Origin of the sequence: Phaeobacter sp. QD34_24, assembly GCF_028890115.1 — a bacterium.
GTDB lineage: Bacteria > Pseudomonadota > Alphaproteobacteria > Rhodobacterales > Rhodobacteraceae > Phycobacter.
On the sequence record NZ_JARCJD010000002.1, the window covers coordinates 210,903 to 227,737 of the forward strand.

The following is a 16,835-nucleotide window of genomic DNA, read 5'->3' on the forward strand; positions in this document are numbered from 1 at the left end:
TCAAAAATTGCCGCAGCCCGATCTGCGCACAAAAAATGGCCCCCGAAGGAGCCATGTTCTGTTGCTGTGCAAGAGGCGAAATCAGCGGATTAGATTTGGCCTCAGCCGCATTTTTGTCCGGCGTTCCTGCGGGATATGGCGGTTCAGTCTTTTGTTGACCAGGCCAAAGAGACCGATGATCAAAAGCGTCAACAGGATGAAGTAGAAGGCCAGAATCGGGTAGGGGATGAACGGGTTGAACGTCTTGTCCGCAAAGTAGTTCGCATAATAAAGCGCATCGCCCTTTTGCCGCCAGGCCGGAAAGCCGGAAAAGAACACCAGCGTGGTCGCATGAAACAGGAAGATCGCCTCGTTGGTGTAAGAGGGCCAGGCCAGCCGCATCATCGTCGGCCACATGATCCGGCGGAAGCGGTGCCAGCCGGTCAGACCATAGGCATCGGCCGCCTCGACATCGCCGCGGGGGATCGACCGCAGCGCCCCGTAGAAGATTTCCGCGCTATAGGCAGAGGTATTAAGGAACAGAACCACCAGCGCCCCAAGCCAGGCCGAGGAGAAGGCATCCAGAATCGGCGAGATGCCTTTCAGCTCCAGGAACAGGAAATAGGCAAAGAAGAACTGGATAAAGAGAGGCGAGCCGCGGAAGACGAAGATGAACCACTCCGCCGGTTTGCGCCAGATCGCAGAGGGCGAGTTCTTGGCCACCGCCAGAAGGTTGGCAAAGAAGAAGCCGCTGATGACCGCCAGGGTGCCAAAGTAGATGTTCCAGATCATCCCCGATCCGATCAGGGTGAAATGTTCGCACAGGGTGAAATCGCTGCGGGGCAGCAGGCGTTCGCCATAGCCCAGCGAACGGAAGGCATAGGCTTCGATGGTCTCAAGACAGCTCATGTCGCTTTCCTTTGCGCTTCGCCGCCCAGCGTGGCTTGTCCATGCGACAGACGGGCCGAGATCCGCTCCAGCACCACCTCGGACACCTTGGTGAAGGCGAGGTAGAAGACCAGCAGCGCCAGGAAGTACCACATGCGCCAGTCGCCATGGGGGTAGTCGGTGAACTTGGCGGTCTTGCTGCCACCGAGCTCTCGCGCCCAATAGACGATATCCTCGACGCCCAGGAGGAACAGCAGTGGCGTGGCCTTGATCAGTACCATCCACAGGTTCGACAGGCCGGGCAGCGCGTAGGTCCACATCTGCGGAACGGTGATGCGCCAGAAGGCCTGTCGCCGGGTCATGCCATAGGCTTCGGCGGTTTCGATCTGCGCGCGTGGTACGGCGGTCATGGCGCCATAAAGAACATTGGCGGCAAAGGCGCCAAAGACGATGGCAAAGGTCACCACAGCAAGGGTAAAGCCGTAGACCTCGTGGATCCATTGCGGAGAGGTCCCAAGCGGCATCTTGGCAATGTCACAGACCAGGAAATCGCTGCCCTGGCGGATCGGCTGATCCCAGTCGGGGCATTTGATTGTGTGACGCAGCCATTCGATGCCCTGATCCAGCGCGATCACGAAGAACAGGAAGAAGGCGATGTCCGGCACGCCGCGCACGATGGCGATATACCCCTTGCCCAGCCAGGACAGGGGCAGGAACTGGGCGCGCGCCGCGATGGCGCCGCCAAAACCGAACAGGAGCGCCATCGGAGCCGTGATGGCCAGCAGTAAGAGGACCGTCCCAAAAGCGACATAGAACCCCATGTGCTTTCCGGTGGTCAGGTAGCAGGACAGCCACTGGAGGCCCTCCAGGCTGGCCGGGTCTGAGCAATAGGAAAAGATGGCTGACCTCTTCGTCTATGTCACGCGCGCAGCGCCTTTACAGGGCGGAGCGCGGGAGCAACTGGAAAATACAGCAAAGGGGAGCCTTGCCCCCCTTTGCCAGTCATTTGGAAAGGGCAGGCAGGGCTTACCAGGTGCCGCCCACTTCCCATTTGGTGATCAGCGCGTTCAGGCTGCCGTCTTCCTTCATCGAGGTGATGGCCGCGTCGAACTTGCCGCGCAGCTCGTCATCGCTTTCGCGGAAGGCCATGCCGATGCCACCGCCGAGCGGCACATCGCCGCCGACGAACATCAGATCAGAGCCTTCCACCTGCGGCTCCAGGAAGTCCTTGTCGGCCAGAACCGCATCGGCTTCGCCAGAGACGACGGCCGCGATGGTTTCATCCGGGGTCGGGTATTCGACCAGGGTGGCGCCGGTGTCGACCACGTGGTTGGCTTGGATGGTCGCGGTCTGGGCCGCGATGATGCCACCGGCCAGGTCCACATCTGCGGACAGTGCGGCATAGGCCGAGGGCGACGGCGGGGTGTAGCCTTGGGTGAAGTCGACGACTTCCTCGCGCTCCGCGGTGATCGACATGCCGGCGATGATTGCGTCATAGTTGCCCGAGGTCAGGTTGGGGATGATCGAATCCCAGTCGTTGGTGACCCACTCGCAGGTCAGCGCGGCGCGCTTGCACAGCTCGTCGCCCAGCTCGCGCTCGAAACCGTCCACTTCACCCTTGTCGTTGATGAAGTTGTAGGGAGGGTAGGCGCCCTCAGTGCCAAGGCGCACGGTGTCTGCCAGAGCAACGCCCGCGGTCAGGGCCAGGGCAGCGGTGCCGAGAAGAATGGATTTCATGAGTTTACTCCCGTTTGGTTGGTTATTGGTCGTTTATTGTCTTAGCGTTTGGTCGAGGACAGGAAAGCCTGCAGGCGCTCGGATTGGGTATTGCCGAACACCTCCTCTGGCGGGCCTTGCTCCTCGATCAATCCCTGGTGCAGGAAGACGACATGGTCCGATACATCGGCAGCCATGTTCATGTCATGGGTCACGATCATCATGGTGCGCCCTTCGGCGGCCAGATCCTTGATCACCTTCACCACTTCCTGTTCCAGCTCCGGGTCCAGCGCCGATGTAGGTTCATCGAACAGCAGCGCCTCGGGCTCCATGCACAGGGCGCGGGCAATCGCTGCGCGCTGCTGCTGCCCACCCGAAAGCTGCGCCGGGTAGACATCGCATTTGTCGCCGATGCCGACCTTGTCGAGATACTTGCGGGCAGAGGCTTCGACCGCGGCACGGTCGCGTTTCAGCACCGTCAACGGCGCTTCCATCACGTTTTGCAGAATGGTCATATGGGACCAGAGGTTGAACTGCTGGAACACCATCGAAAGATTGGTTCGGATGCGCAGCACCTGTTTGGGATCGGCGGGATGGCGGTGTTGGCCGCTGCCGCTCCATTGGATCGGTTCGCCCTTGAATAGAATCTCGCCTTGCTGGCTGTCCTCAAGCAGGTTGCAGCAGCGCAGAAGCGTGGATTTTCCAGAGCCGGAGGAGCCGATCAGCGACACGACCGAGCCGCGCGGCGCGGTGATATCCACGCCCTTGATGACCTCCAGATCGCCATAGGATTTGTGCAGGCCACGGATCTCCAGCACGGGCGTGGTGTCTGTCTCAGGCGTCGTAACGGTCATGGCGGTGGTCAAGGTCAGCATCGTCCGGTTGGTGAAATTTTTCTTTATTGGACCCAAAAAAAGGCGGAATGCAATGTGCAAACCGCCTGATCTGGTCGGGAATGCTGCGAATTGGGCAGTGCTGTCGACAAAATGATCGGCGGTTTACGCCTTTGCGCGCGCGCGGATCTTTTGCTCGGTCAGAACCGGGCCAGGGGGGGTGGGAACCGCCAGGTAGTCGGCCATCGGGATCTGGACGATCCCCTTGAGATGCAGCGTCTCGGCGGCTTCGGCGTCCAGGGTCGCAATGGCCTGTTCCAGCGCCTCGAACAGCACCTGCGGATCATTGCCAAGTGCTGTGATGAAGGGCAGTCCCGGCGTGGCGCCCGTGCGGTCAACCACCTGCAAATCGGCGGCAAAATCGTCGTATTTCTGGATCATCTGCCACGACAGGATATCCAGCGCCGCAAAATCCGCGCGCCCCTCGGCAACGGCCTGCGCCGATTCCCTGTGGCTACCGGTTTCCAACAGGCTGCCGGGCAAGAGCCCTGCGTCCTGCATATGGATCAAGGGCCCGGCCCAGCCCGATTGGGACAGGCTGTCGTTATAGGCAAATGTCTTGCCGTCAGCCTGCGCAAGGGTGCCGATGCCGCCCTCCTTGCGGGTGACAAAGACGCTGTAGTAATGGCCCGGCGCGCAGCCTTCATGGCCATAGTCGGGCGTGCCCACCAGCTGCACCTCGCCGTAAAGACGCGTGCGCAGCGGGCAGCCGCAGGTCTGCCCAAGCACCAGATCCTTGGCGGTCCAGGCCGACCAGGCATCCTTGTTGCGGTCGGGCGTTTCGGGCAGCCCGTCAAAAGATCCCGCCAGCGCGTTGCGGATCGCGCTCCACAGCCGGTCGTTGGCCTCGGCGGTCTCCGGACGATCATACATTCCGAGATAGGCAATCATTGCGCGGCCTCCGCCCGTTGTCTGGCCAGGGCGCTGTCACGATCATTCACCCCCAGCAGGCTGGAGGACAGCCGCAACAGCGTGTCTTCATCGGCATCCCGCTGGCCATCGGCAAGGGCCACCTGCCACAGTGCCTCGATCACCGCGATCCGGTCGTCGTAGAGCACAGCGTCCTTGATCGCGCGGGTAAAGCGCACCGTGTCGGGGGCTTCTGCCTCCATCGCTTCGGCTTCTTCGCGCAGCAGGATCGCGCCGCCCATATCCAGCCCGTAGCGCGACTGGTTGATGCGGTCGATGCGGTCCTTTTCCACCTCGGCGTAGTTATGGTCGGACCGCGCGACCCGCACCAGAAGCGCGGTCAGGGCAAGGCGGGCATCGCTGTCGCCCAGGGTTTCCTGGGCCGGAGACAGCAGGCGCTTCAGTAGTTCCTGGAACATCATTCACCCTTTCCTGTCGGGGCGCCCAGCTTTTGCCGGGCCCGTTCCCGCGCCGCCTCATTGTCGGCATAGGACAGCCCCATGGCCTTGCGCGCGTCCTCGACGATCTTGACCTCGCCCTCGTGTTCGTTGCCATCCGCCAGCACCACCTCCCACAGCGCGTCCAGCGCCGCCAGCCGTTCGTCCAGCCCGGTGGTTTCGCGGATCAGGCGCCCGAAGGTATCGGTTTCCGGGGCCGCCGCATGCAGTTTCTCGCAGTTGGCGCGGACCTTGGCAGCCTCGATCGCATTGTGCTGGTAAAGCCGCGCCAGGATCCGGTCGATCAGGCTGATCTCTTCCAGCTGATAGTCCCGATCCGACTGCGCCACGCGCACCATCAATGCGCCAAGCGCCAGTTCGGCATCCGGGTCCGGCAGGGCCGGGGGTTGCGGCGGGCGAAGGGCCTGGAAGAACTTTTTCAGCATGAGGTCAGATTACCCTGCAAATGAACAGCGGCCAACGGCACTTAGCCATCATAGCCTTCGATGATCTCCATATCCCCGGTCGAGACCGGGTCACGCAAGGCCTTGGCATCCTGGTAGGCAACCGAGTCGTAACAGGCCTTGGCGGTTTCGTAATCCTTGAATTCGATCACCACCGTGCGGGCGCGCATCTTGCCTTCGCGCACTTCCTTGGGGCCGCCGCGGACCAGGAATTTCGCGCCGTATTCTGCAAAAGGCGCTGCATTTGCCGCCACATAGTCCTTGTAACGTTCCATGTCATCGACATGGGCCACCCAATATCCTTTTGGCATGCGGAATCCCTTTATTGTTTTTGCCAAGCTGAAACAGAAGAGGCGCAAAGACAATGGGCTGCCTTGGCCGATTTTCCCCGTTTCCTGCCTCAAAATCTCAAAAATGCGTTAGAAATGGCAAGCAAATTCAAAGGAAGCCGCCCACATGCGGTGGGCGGCTATGTCTTGACCGTCAGCCGATCTCTGAGAGACGGGCGAGCGCCTCTTTGATCTTGGTCTCTTCTTCTTCGCGCAGCGCCAGGTTCTCGCGCGCTTCTTCCACCACCTCATCCGGGGCGGAGGCCACGAATTTCGGGTTGTTCAAGCGGCCACGCAGCCCCCCCAGTTCCTTGGCCAGTTTGCCAAGGGTTTTCTCAAGGCGCGCCTTTTCCTCGTCGATGTCGATGATATCCGCGAGCGGCAGGCCAAAGGAGGCACCCGGCGCCGAGATCGACACGCAGCCCTTGGGCAGGGCATCCACCTTGGTCAGGCTGTCGATGCGCGCCAGACGTTTGATCAGCGCCTCGTTGCGGTCCCATGCGGTCTGGGCGGCCTCATCGATCTCGGTCACCAGCATGGCCACTTTCAGGCCTGCGGGCACATGCATCTGGGCGCGGGCAGAGCGGGTGTTCTCGATCACCGAGATGACCCAGTTAATTTCCCGGTCGGCCTCGGCATTGACCAGATCGGCGGCGGTATAGGCGGGCCAATCGGCGTGCACCAGCATCTTGGCACGGGTGCCGGTCTGGCCCCAAAGTTCCTCAGTGATGAAGGGCATGATGGGATGCAGCAGGATCAGACATTGATCCATCACCCAGCGCATTGTCTCGCGGGTCTCGGCCTGGGCAGCGGCGTCTTCGCCCTGCAGAAGCGGTTTCGAGAGTTCCACATACCAGTCGCAGACCTTGCCCCAGACAAAGGCATACAGCGCCTGCGCCGCATCGTTGAAGCGGAAGGCGTCCAGTGCGGCATCCACTTCTTCGCGTACGCGGGCGGTCTCGCCGATGATCCAGGCGTTGACGGCCTGCGCGGGCTTCAGATCGGCCACATCGCTCTGCGGCACCGCATCGGTGAAGACCTCGTTCATCTCGGCAAAGCGGATGGCGTTCCACAGCTTGGTGCCAAAGTTCCGGTAGCCCGCGATGCGCTGCATGTCGAGCTTCAGCACGCCGCCAAGGGAGGCCATCGCCGCATTGGTAAAGCGCAGCGCATCGGCGCCGTATTCGTCAATGATTTCCAAGGGATCGATGACGTTGCCGGTGGATTTCGACATCTTCTTGCCCTTGGCATCGCGCACCAGGCCATGGAGGTAAACAGTGTCGAACGGGATCTGATCCACGACCGCCAGCTGCATCATCATCATGCGGGCAACCCAGAAGAACAGGATGTCCTGGCCTGTGACCAGCGTCGAGGTCGGGAAGTACTTCTTCAGCTCATCGGTGTCCTCGGGCCAGCCCAGGGTGCCGATCGGCCAGAGGCCGGAGGAAAACCAAGTGTCGAGCACATCGGGGTCGCGCCAGACCGGGTAGACCAGTTTGGTCGGATCCTGCGTGGTCTCATATTCGGCCAGGGCGGCAGCGAAGGCATGAACCGCCTCGGCGCGGGTTTCGACCTCGACCACAGCGGCGTGGTTCAGCGGGGCGGGCAGGCCGACAAGAATGTCGTCGAACTGCGATTTGACGCTGTCGAAATCGGCGGCGCAGTGGCGCGGCTCTTCCCCGATCAGCAGCTTCTGTTCCCACATCAGGCGCAGGCTTTCCACCAGATCAAGGGCGCCGTCGCCTTCATCGTCGGTGAAACCTTCGCCCGACAGATCGAAGCCATACCAGACCGGGATCTGGTGACCCCACCACAGCTGGCGTGAGATGCACCAGGGTTCGATGTTCTCCAGCCAGTGGTAATATGTCTTCTCACCGCTTTCGGGCAGGATCTTGACGGTGCCGTCCTTCACGGTGTCCAGCGCCGGGCCGACGACCTTTTCGGCGTCCACGAACCACTGGTCGGTCAGCATCGGTTCGATCACCACCTTGGAGCGATCCCCAAAGGGCTGCATGATCGGCTTGTTCTCGACCAGCGGCACAAGGGTTTCGACCTCGTTGCCGTCCTCGTCCTTGGTGGTCTCCTTGACCATCACGGCAAGGCCCTCGGCCGTGATCTGCTCGACAACGGCCTTGCGCGCTTCGAACCGGTCCAGACCGCGCAGGTCTTCGGGCACCAGGTTCACGGCGTCAGCTTCAGCCTCAGAGAGGGTCTGCTCGCCCTTGGCGACAGCCATGGCGGTGGTTGCGGCCTCGGCATAAGGCGCGCCGTCTGCGCGCATGGCGCCCTTGGTGTCCATCAGGCGGTACATCGGGATGCCGCCGCGCTTGGCCACCTGGTAGTCGTTGAAGTCATGGGCACCGGTGATCTTCACCGCGCCGGAGCCGAAGTCGGGATCGGGGTATTCATCGGTGATGATCGGGATCAGGCGGCGGTGTTCCTTGGGGCCGACGGGGATCTCGACCAGCTTGCCCACGATGGGGGCATAGCGCGCATCATCGGGATGCACCGCAACCGCGCCATCGCCCAGCATGGTTTCGGGCCGGGTGGTGGCGATGGAGATGTAATCGCGCACCTCCTCCAGGGTGACATTCCCGTCCTCGTCCTTTTCGACGTAGGTATAGGTCGCACCACCCGCGAGCGGGTATTTGAAGTGCCACATGTGACCCGCGACCTCGATATTCTCGACCTCAAGGTCGGAGATCGCGGTTTCGAAATGCGGGTCCCAGTTCACCAGCCGCTTGCCACGGTAGATGAGACCCTTGTTGTACATATCCACGAAGACCTTGATGACGGCATCGTGGAAATTGCCCTCTTCGCCTTCGGGCGCACCGGGGGCGCCGGACATGGTGAAGGCATTGCGCGACCAGTCGCAGGACGCACCAAGGCGTTTCAGCTGGTTGACGATGGTGCCGCCGGACTGGCTTTTCCATTCCCAGACCTTTTCGAGGAAAGCGTCCCGCCCCAGCTCCGCGCGGGAGGGCTGCTGGGTGTTCGCCAGTTCGCGTTCCACCACCATCTGGGTGGCGATGCCGGCATGGTCTTGCCCCGGCTGCCAGAGCGTGTCGAAGCCCTGCATGCGCTTCCAGCGGATCAGGATATCCTGCAGCGTGTTGTTGAAGGCGTGGCCCATGTGCAGAACGCCGGTGACATTGGGCGGCGGGATCATGATGCAATAGGTGGAGGCCTCGGGCTTGGCATTTGCGCCGGCCTTGAAGCAACCGGCCTTTTCCCAGGCCTCATACAGGCGGTGTTCCGCCTCGGCTGCATTGAATGTCTTTTCCATCGCCATCGGTTTGGTCCTGCGTGCATGTCAATTCGGATCGCTCCCTCCCTTACAGAAGGGGGCGGCAAAGGGAAAGTGGGAAGGCGGGGCAGGGCGGGGAACCAGGAAAACGGGCGGCCGGGTAACGGTGGCTTAACACTGCCTTGCTAGTGTCAAAGATGAAGAGAACAGCGGGCCCTTCCCTCCTCCCGCAATTCACAAAGCCGCCCGGCCAGACTTTGATGCGGGTCACCGCAAAGTTGGCCGGGCGCACTAGTTTTCAGGCACATATCACTCAGGTTTAGCGCCTATCCCCGCATCCCGCTGCGGTCCAGTTTGGTGGCCAGATGGATCAGGCTTTCGGAGGAGCGCACACCGCGCGCCTCGCCGATGCGGTCGATGGTCTCGTCCAGTTCATCCGTGCTTTGGGCCACCACCTGCGCCAAGAGGTCGAAGCGCCCGGACGTGGTGTGAACGACCTCGACGCCGGGCAGGCTGCGCAACCGCGCCAGCACGTCGGGGCCGCTCCGCGGTTCGATCGAGATCAGCACCGTGGCCTGCAGCGGCGGACGCGCGGCAGGCGACAGTTTCAGCGTATAGCCCGAGATCACGCCAAGGGTCTCCAGCCGTTCGATCCGCGTCTGTACCGTGGTGCGGGCAAGCCCCATGCTCCGGGCGAGCTCGGCCACGGATCGCCTGGCATTGTCCCGCAACAGCGACAGAAGCTGCCGGTCTGTTTCGTCGATCTGCATGAAGTATCTGCCTATCTGCCGATATTTTCCGTCACTATAGGCAATGTGACGGCGGGAATCGACGTGGAACTGCGGGATATTGAACGAAAACCGGCAAATTCGCCCTGACTGTCCAACCGAGGTCCCGTTTTCGATGCAGCATATCCCTCCGCTCTGGCTTGATCCTGAAACCCACCTTGCGCGCCGCACCCCGGATCACCCGATCCTCTATTTTGCGCCGCAGGTATTGCATCAGACGGCGGAGCGGTTTCTGCGCGGCTTTCCGGGGCTGGTGACCTATGCGGTCAAGGCCAACCCGCATCCGGCGGTGTTGTCCAATCTGGTTGCGGCGGGCGTTTCGGGTTTTGATGTGGCCTCGCCTGCGGAAATGGAGGCGGTACGGGCCGCCAGCACCGATGCGGTGATGCATTACAACAACCCGGTACGCTCGGAAGCAGAAATCGCCGCCGGGATTGCCCATGGTGTGGCCAGCTGGTCGGTGGATGACGCCAGCGAGCTGGAGAAACTGCGCGAGGTGCCGCGGAGCTGCGAGATCGCCGTGCGGTTTGCTCTGCCTGTCGCGGGTGCGGCCTATGATTTTGGCAGCAAGTTCGGCGCCGCACCGGAAGAGGCCGTGGCGTTGCTAAAAGAGGTCGCCGCGATGGGCTGGACGCCCGCCTTGTGTTTCCATCCCGGCACGCAATGCGAAGATGCCGCGGCCTGGGTCGAATATATCCACGCGGCGCGCCGGATCGTCGATGCAGCGGGCGTCAAGGTGGCGCGGCTGAACGTGGGCGGTGGCTTCGCCGCCAACCGCAACGGCAATGCGCCGGATCTGGAGAGTGTCTTTGCCGCAATCGGCGCCGCCGTGACCGAGGCTTTTGGTGCCGAGGCGCCGCAGCTGATCTGCGAGCCGGGCCGTGCCATGGTGTCAGAGGCCTTCACCCTTGCCGCCCGCATCAAGGGGCTGCGCAAGGGGGGTGAGGTGGTCTACCTCAACGACGGGATCTATGGCGGGCTGGTCGATATCCGCGACATGGGCCTGCCGGGGCGGGTCGAGGTCGTCAGCGCCGAAGGCCGACACAGGAGAGCTGCGCGAAAACCCCGCATCGTCTTCGGCCCCACCTGCGACAGTCTGGATCGCTTGCCGGATGGCCTGCCGCTGCCGGAAGACAGCATGATCGGCGACTATGTGCTCTTTCCCGGGCTTGGTGCGTATTCTTCGGCCATGAGCACCCAGTTCAATGGATATGGGCTCTCTGACGTGGCGACCGTGATCGCCCTCTCTGGACAAGCGGGCCGCGAAGGCTAATGTCGGCCCCAAAGCAAGCACCACGCGCGCGGAGGGGACGAGCATGCAGAAATTCGGAAAAAGCCAGCCAGTCAAACGCACCGAGGATGTCCGGTTTCTGACCGGACATGGGAGCTATATCGAAGACGCCGCGCCGAAGGATGCGCTCAAGACCTGGGTGTTGCGCAGCCCGGTGGCCCATGGGGTGATCACCGCGCTCGATGTCGATGACGCCCGCGCGGCCGAGGGCGTGCAGATGGTCGTGACCTATCAGGACTACGTGGATGCCGGATATGACACGGGCATCGATGGCATCCTGATCAAGAACCGCGATGGCAGCAGCGCCGCGGCACCGCATCGCCCGATGTTGGCCCATGACCGGGTGCGCCACGTGGGCGAGCCGGTGGCCGTTGTCGTGGCGGAGACGCTGGATCAGGCGCGCGATGCGGGCGAGCTGATCGAGTTGGAAATCGACGATCTGCCGGTCAAGCTGGACATTGTGCCGGGCGGCGAACCTTTGCACCCCGATGTGCCCGACAACCGCGCCTTCGACTGGGGTATGGGGGATGAGGCGGCCACCGAAGAAGCATTCTCCAAGGCGGCGCATACCGTATCGCTGCAGGTCGAAGACAATCGCGTCATCGTCAACTCGATGGAGCCGCGCGGCTGTTTTGCCGAATGGCGCGAGGACCGTCTGCATTTCACCTTTGGCGGGCAGGGCGTCTGGGGTGTGAAGGGCAACCTCGCCAAGAAACTGCGCCTCGACGAGGAACAGGTGCATGTGGTGACCCCGGATGTGGGAGGCGGTTTTGGCATGAAATCGCAGCCCTACCCGGAATATTACGCGGTGGCCCATGCCGCGCGTGTGCTGGGGCGGCCCGTCCTGTGGATGGGGGACCGCTCCGAATCCATGCTGTCGGACAATGGCGGACGCGATCTGACCTCGCTGGCGGAACTGGCCTTTGACGAAGATTTGAAGATCACCGGCTACCGGGTGCATACGCGCTGCAACCTTGGCGCCTATAACGCGCCCTTTGGCCAGATCATCCAGACCACGCTGTTCAGCAGGGTTCTGACCGGCGTCTATGACATCAAGACAGCCTGGCTTAGCGCAGAGGGGATCTATACCAACACGACGCAAGTCGATGCCTATCGCGGCGCAGGCCGCCCCGAGGCGATCTACGTGCTGGAGCGTGTGATGGACCGCGCCGCGCGCGAGCTGGGCGTGGATCCCCTGGAGCTGCGCCGCCGCAACTTCATCGCCCCTGCCGCCTTCCCCTATCCGACAATCGTGGGCGAAACCTACGATGTGGGCGACTTCAACCGGGTGCTGGACCGCGCCGCCGAGGAGGCCGATCTGGCTGGGTTTGCCGCGCGCAAGGCGGCGGATGCAGGCAAGGGTCTGCTGCGCGGCGTGGGACTGTGTTACTATATCGAAAGCATTTTGGGTGATCCTTCGGAAGGCGCGGAAGTGGAGTTTCTGGAGGACGGCCGGGTGAACATCTATGTCGGTACGCAAAGCAACGGACAGGGGCATGAAACCGTTTATGCTCAGTTCCTTGCCGATCAGACCGGCATCCCGGCAGAGCAGATTTCCGTTATCCAGGGCGACAGCGACCTGATCGCGCGCGGCGGCGGTACCGGCGGCTCACGCTCGGTCACCACCCAGGCCACCGCGACGCTGGCGACCGTGGACAAGATGATCGAAGCCTTTACCCCCTTTCTGGCAGAGGAGCTGGGCGTTGACGAAGACGCTGTGGATTTTGACGGTGAAACCTTCCGTGCACCGGGATCGAACCTGACGCCGACCTTCGTGGAGGCCGCAGAGATGGCCCGCGCGCAAGGTCGCACCGATTTGCTGCGTCATTCTGCGCGGGCCACGCTTCCGGGGCGCTCGTTCCCGAACGGGGCTCATATCTGCGAGGTGGTGATCGATCCCGAAACCGGCGCGGCCGAGGTGGATCGCTATACGGTCGTCGATGATTTCGGCAATCTGATCAACCCGGCCCTGGCCGAAGGACAGGTGCATGGCGGTGTCGCCCAGGGGCTGGGGCAGGCCATGCTGGAACGGGTGGTCTATGACAGCGAAGGTCAGCTGCTCACGGCATCGTTCATGGACTATGCCATGCCAAGGGCCTCTGATGTGCCCATGATGGGATTTGCGACCGAAGCCGTGCCCTCCACCCAGAACCCGATGGGGATGAAGGGCTGTGGCGAGGCCGGAACGGTGGGCGCCATGGCGGCGGTCGCCAACGCGGTGCAGGATGCGGTCTGGGCGCGCGGCGTGCGCCAGATGGACATGCCGTTCACGCCGCTGAAACTATGGGAAGTGCTAAGGGATGAAACTGTCGCGGCTGAGTAAACGTCTGCTTGGATGGCTCGGGCGCCCCTTGCGCTCGGAACATTCCGGCGAGACCGCGATGCGCGGGCCGCAGGCCCATGTCATCATCCTGGATGGCACCATGACATCCCTGCGCCCCGGCGAGGAATCCCACGCCGGGCAGACCTACCAGATGTGCCGTGAGATGGGGCCCGAGGTGTCGGTGTTCTACGAATGCGGCGTGCAGTGGAACGGCTGGTCCAGCGCGCGGGACGTGATCGTAGGCAAGGGCATCAACCGGCAGATCCGCCGGGCTTATGGCTATCTCGCCTCGCGCTACCGTCCCGGTGACAGCATCTACCTGTTCGGCTACAGCCGGGGCGCCTATGCGGTGCGATCACTCGCCGGGGTGATCGGCGAGGTGGGGCTGTTGCGCCCCGACCATGCGACCGAGCGCAATATCCGCACCGCTTACCGGCATTATCAGGAAGGTCAGGACCCGGACGTGGCCCGCGCCTTTCACGATGCCTATTGCCACAGCGAAGCCCAGATCGAGATGATCGGTGTTTGGGATACGGTGAAGGCGCTGGGCTTCCGCCTGCCGATCCTGTGGCGCTGGGCCAAGGATCCGCATGGGTTCCACAACGACAAGCTTGGCCCCCACGTGAAGAATGGCTACCACGCCCTGGCCCTGGACGAGACGCGGGATGTCTTCGCGCCGGTGCTGTGGTCCTGCCAGGACGATTTCAACGGCCGCGTCGAGCAGATGTGGTTCCGCGGCGCCCATGGTGATGTGGGCGGGCAGCTGGGCGGTGCCGAGGAGGCACGCCCCCTCGCCAATCTCTCGCTCGTCTGGATGCTGGAAAAGGCCGAGGATTGCGGCCTTCCCCTGCCGCAGGACTGGCGGATGCGCTTCCCGGTGGATCCAAACGCGCCTTCGGTCGGAACCTGGCGCGGTTGGGGCAAGATCTTTGTCCTGCGCAGCCGCCGCCGTATCGGTGAAGATCCAAGCGAGCGGCTGCACAGCAGTGCCAAGGGCTATGTGATCAAGGAAAAACGGTCTCCGTGGCGCCTGTTCTGGCCCTGGCGCACGGCGCGCTGAAGCACAGGGGGCTGCCGCCTAGCCTTTGGCCGGTGGCAGCTTCATCACGATGCAGGTGGTCGATCCGGTGGCATAGAGCTTGCCATCCTCGACGCCGCGGATTTCCCCATGGGCAACACCGGTTGAGCGGCCCACGTGATCGATTTCCCCGGTGCAATCCACCGTCATGCCAAGGGGGATCGAGCGCAGGATGTTGATCTTGTATTCCAGCGTCGTATAGGCAGAGCCCTTGGGGACCCGGGTCATCACCGCGCAGGCCATGGCGCTGTCCAAAAGGGTTCCGTACCAGCCGCCATGCACGGTGCCCATCGGATTGGTCATGGCAAACTCAGGCGTGCCGCGAAACACCACGCGCCCATCCGCAACCTCATGCAGGCGATAGCCAAGCTCTGCGCCAATGGGCGGGCCGGGCAGCTTGCCATCGAGGATGCCTTGCATGAACTCAAGGCCGGAAAGCTGGGTGATTTCCGCCAGCGGCAAAAGATCAGCCGGGGATTTTGCGGTGAACATGATACGCCTCATCCAATTGAATTGCCCGGCGACAGGGCCGGGCAAACAGAGTTCCATTTTGGAATGAGCCTAGGGGCGCATCAGAGGGGCAGCAAGACTTACGCCACGTTCTCGAACGAGACCTTGGGCGTGATGCCAAGGGCAAAGCAGACATCGCGGGTCAGCTCGGGGCGGTTCAGCGTGTAGAAATGCAGCTTGTCGACGCCGCCTTCCAGCAGCTCGGTGCACAGCTCGCTGCACATCGCGGTGGCCAGCAGATCGGCGCGGTCATCGCGCAGCGCCTTTTCAAAGGCCTCCTCGACCCAGGCCGGGATCTTGGTGCCGCAACGGCGGGCAAAGTTGCGCGCGCCTTTCCAGTTTTCGATCGGCAGGATGCCCGGTGTCAGTTTCGAACCATCGATTCCGGCCTTCTCGCAGGCATCGCGGAAGCGGAAGAAGGTCTCCGCCTCAAAGAAGAACTGGGTCAGCGCCTCATCCGCGCCCGCATCCAGCTTGCGTTTGAGCCAGTCCACATCGGCCTGGGCGGTAGCGGCTTCGGGGTGCTGATCGGGATAGGCGCCGACACGGATGGTGAATTTGCCGGTCTCCGCCAGGGCTTCGATCAGTTCGACCGAATTGGCAAATCCTTCGGGGTGGGGCGTGAACTGGCCTTCGCCCTTTGGCGGATCACCGCGCAGGGCAACGATTTCATTGACGCCGGCTTCGGCAAAACGGTCTGCGATTTCAAGGGTTTCCGCCTTGGTCGCCTGCACGCAGGTCAGATGCGCGGCCACATTGAGGCCGGAGGATTTGTGCAATGTTGCCACCGCATCGCGGGTCAGGTCCCGGGTGGTGCCACCGGCGCCATAGGTCACCGAGACAAAGCGCGGGTCCAGGGGGGCCAGGGTCTGCACGGTGTCCCACAGGCGGAACGACGCCTCCAGCGATTGGGGCGGGAAGAATTCAAAAGAGATGTCAGGGGTCTTCATTTTGGGGATCTCCGACTGAGTTGAGCTCTTGTCGCACAGGTGGAATTGTGAAACAAACTCATAATTCTCAAGAACAACATGAGCAATGCGACAAGATGCATCTGGAGTTCCGTCATCTGCGTACCATCAAGGCCATTCATGAGGCCGGTGGTCTGGCGCGCGCCGCCGATCAATTGAACATCACTCAAAGCGCCCTCAGCCATCAGATCAAGGGGTTGGAGGAACAGGCCGGGGTGGAGCTGTTCCTGCGCCGCTCCAAGCCGATGAAGCTGTCGCCTGCGGGGCTAAGGCTGTTGCGCCTGGCCGAGCAGGTCTTGCCGCAGGTGGAGGCGGCCCAGGCCGAGTTTGCCAATCTGCGTGAAGGCCACGCCGGACGGATGCATATCGCGATTGAATGCCACGCCTGTTTCGAATGGCTGTTCCCGGTACTCGAAGCCTTCCGCAAAAGCTGGCCCGATGTGGATGTGGACATTCGGCCCGGTCTGGCCTTTGACGCGCTGCCCGCGCTGCAAAAGGAAGAGGTGGATCTGGTGGTCTCCTCCGACCCCGACACGATTCCGGGCGTCGAGTTCATCGAGCTTTTTGATTACAAACCTGTTTTCGTGGCGTCCTCGCAAAGCCCGCTGGCGGCGAAACCCTTTGTGGAGGCCGAGGATTTCCGCGATCAGACCCTGATCACCTATCCGGTGGAAAAATCCCGTCTGGATGTGTTCAGCCAGCTTCTGATGCCGGCCGGGGTGGAGCCTGCCGCGATCCGCCAGGTGGAACTGACGGCGGTGATCCTCTTGCTGGTGGCCTCGAACCGTGGCGTTTCGGTGCTGCCGGACTGGGTGGTGCGCGAGGTCAAGTATTCCTCGGATTACGTCACCCGCCCGCTCACGAAGAAGGGGATCACCCGCAGGCTCTATGCGGCGGTGCGCAGCGAGGACCGGGAGAAACCCTATATGCGGGAGCTGATCCGCCTGGCCAAGATCGAGGCGCGCAAGCTGCAACAGCAGTGATCACAATGGAAGACGCCCGCCGTCATGGGACG

At 62.4% G+C, this 16,835-nt stretch carries 16 protein-coding genes; 4 read left to right on the forward strand and 12 right to left on the reverse strand.

The annotated features are described in order from the left end of the window. Positions 1 to 81 precede the first annotated feature (81 nt). From PXK07_RS02720 to PXK07_RS02765, 10 genes are all read right to left on the reverse strand, one after another. A complete protein-coding gene (locus PXK07_RS02720) occupies positions 82 to 888 on the reverse strand; it encodes an ABC transporter permease (protein WP_274846653.1) in 807 nt (268 codons plus the stop codon). Continuing rightward, positions 885 to 1,766 carry an ABC transporter permease gene (locus tag PXK07_RS02725; RefSeq protein ID WP_274846677.1) on the reverse strand — a complete coding sequence of 294 codons (882 nt, stop codon included), beginning with the start codon at positions 1,764 to 1,766 and terminating at the stop codon, positions 885 to 887. The genes PXK07_RS02720 and PXK07_RS02725 overlap by 4 nt, the downstream gene beginning before the upstream one ends. A gap of 127 nt (positions 1,767 to 1,893) precedes the next feature. Then, positions 1,894 to 2,604 (reverse strand): transporter substrate-binding domain-containing protein, encoded by a 711-nt coding sequence (locus PXK07_RS02730; protein ID WP_274846654.1) that lies wholly within the window; start codon positions 2,602 to 2,604, stop codon positions 1,894 to 1,896. A gap of 41 nt (positions 2,605 to 2,645) precedes the next feature. Then, positions 2,646 to 3,458, reverse strand: a complete 813-nt coding sequence (locus PXK07_RS02735) for an ABC transporter ATP-binding protein (protein WP_274846655.1) — start codon at positions 3,456 to 3,458, stop codon at positions 2,646 to 2,648. 123 nt (positions 3,459 to 3,581) lie between these two features. Then, positions 3,582 to 4,367, reverse strand: coding sequence for a phosphate/phosphite/phosphonate ABC transporter substrate-binding protein (locus PXK07_RS02740; protein WP_274846656.1), 786 nt, complete (start codon positions 4,365 to 4,367; stop codon positions 3,582 to 3,584). Next, the gene (locus tag PXK07_RS02745; RefSeq protein ID WP_274846678.1) at positions 4,364 to 4,804 is read right to left on the reverse strand and encodes a tellurite resistance TerB family protein; all 441 of its coding nucleotides are present in this window, start codon (positions 4,802 to 4,804) and stop codon (positions 4,364 to 4,366) included. The genes PXK07_RS02740 and PXK07_RS02745 overlap by 4 nt, the downstream gene beginning before the upstream one ends. Beyond that, positions 4,804 to 5,268 (reverse strand): tellurite resistance TerB family protein, encoded by a 465-nt coding sequence (locus PXK07_RS02750; RefSeq protein WP_274846657.1) that lies wholly within the window; start codon positions 5,266 to 5,268, stop codon positions 4,804 to 4,806. The genes PXK07_RS02745 and PXK07_RS02750 overlap by 1 nt, the downstream gene beginning before the upstream one ends. A gap of 41 nt (positions 5,269 to 5,309) precedes the next feature. Further along, the gene (locus PXK07_RS02755) at positions 5,310 to 5,597 is read right to left on the reverse strand and encodes a DUF1330 domain-containing protein (protein WP_274846658.1); all 288 of its coding nucleotides are present in this window, start codon (positions 5,595 to 5,597) and stop codon (positions 5,310 to 5,312) included. 172 nt (positions 5,598 to 5,769) lie between these two features. Continuing rightward, positions 5,770 to 8,907 carry a valine--tRNA ligase gene (locus PXK07_RS02760; RefSeq protein ID WP_274846659.1) on the reverse strand — a complete coding sequence of 1,046 codons (3,138 nt, stop codon included), beginning with the start codon at positions 8,905 to 8,907 and terminating at the stop codon, positions 5,770 to 5,772. Between the two features lie 281 nt (positions 8,908 to 9,188). Beyond that, the gene (locus PXK07_RS02765; RefSeq protein ID WP_274846660.1) at positions 9,189 to 9,632 is read right to left on the reverse strand and encodes an Lrp/AsnC family transcriptional regulator; all 444 of its coding nucleotides are present in this window, start codon (positions 9,630 to 9,632) and stop codon (positions 9,189 to 9,191) included. Positions 9,633 to 9,765: 133 nt separating this feature from the next. Here PXK07_RS02765 and PXK07_RS02770 point away from each other — a divergent pair, with 133 nt between their 5' ends. From PXK07_RS02770 to PXK07_RS02780, 3 genes are read left to right on the forward strand one after another with little or no spacing between them, the layout of a single operon-like run. After that, positions 9,766 to 10,923, forward strand: coding sequence for a type III PLP-dependent enzyme (locus PXK07_RS02770; protein WP_274846661.1), 1,158 nt, complete (start codon positions 9,766 to 9,768; stop codon positions 10,921 to 10,923). Positions 10,924 to 10,966: 43 nt separating this feature from the next. Next, complete coding sequence (locus PXK07_RS02775; protein ID WP_274846662.1) at positions 10,967 to 13,264, forward strand: xanthine dehydrogenase family protein molybdopterin-binding subunit; 2,298 nt, start codon at positions 10,967 to 10,969, stop codon at positions 13,262 to 13,264. Beyond that, positions 13,242 to 14,324, forward strand: a complete 1,083-nt coding sequence (locus PXK07_RS02780; RefSeq protein ID WP_274846663.1) for a DUF2235 domain-containing protein — start codon at positions 13,242 to 13,244, stop codon at positions 14,322 to 14,324. The genes PXK07_RS02775 and PXK07_RS02780 overlap by 23 nt, the downstream gene beginning before the upstream one ends. Positions 14,325 to 14,342: 18 nt before the next feature. On the opposite strand, the gene PXK07_RS02785 is transcribed toward PXK07_RS02780, so the two are convergent. Next, positions 14,343 to 14,834 (reverse strand): PaaI family thioesterase, encoded by a 492-nt coding sequence (locus tag PXK07_RS02785; protein WP_274846664.1) that lies wholly within the window; start codon positions 14,832 to 14,834, stop codon positions 14,343 to 14,345. Positions 14,835 to 14,932: 98 nt separating this feature from the next. Next, the gene (gene metF / locus PXK07_RS02790) at positions 14,933 to 15,802 is read right to left on the reverse strand and encodes a methylenetetrahydrofolate reductase [NAD(P)H] (protein ID WP_274846665.1); all 870 of its coding nucleotides are present in this window, start codon (positions 15,800 to 15,802) and stop codon (positions 14,933 to 14,935) included. Positions 15,803 to 15,897: 95 nt separating this feature from the next. Here metF and PXK07_RS02795 point away from each other — a divergent pair, with 95 nt between their 5' ends. After that, positions 15,898 to 16,803 (forward strand): LysR family transcriptional regulator, encoded by a 906-nt coding sequence (locus PXK07_RS02795; RefSeq protein ID WP_274846666.1) that lies wholly within the window; start codon positions 15,898 to 15,900, stop codon positions 16,801 to 16,803. Positions 16,804 to 16,835: the final 32 nt, after the last annotated feature.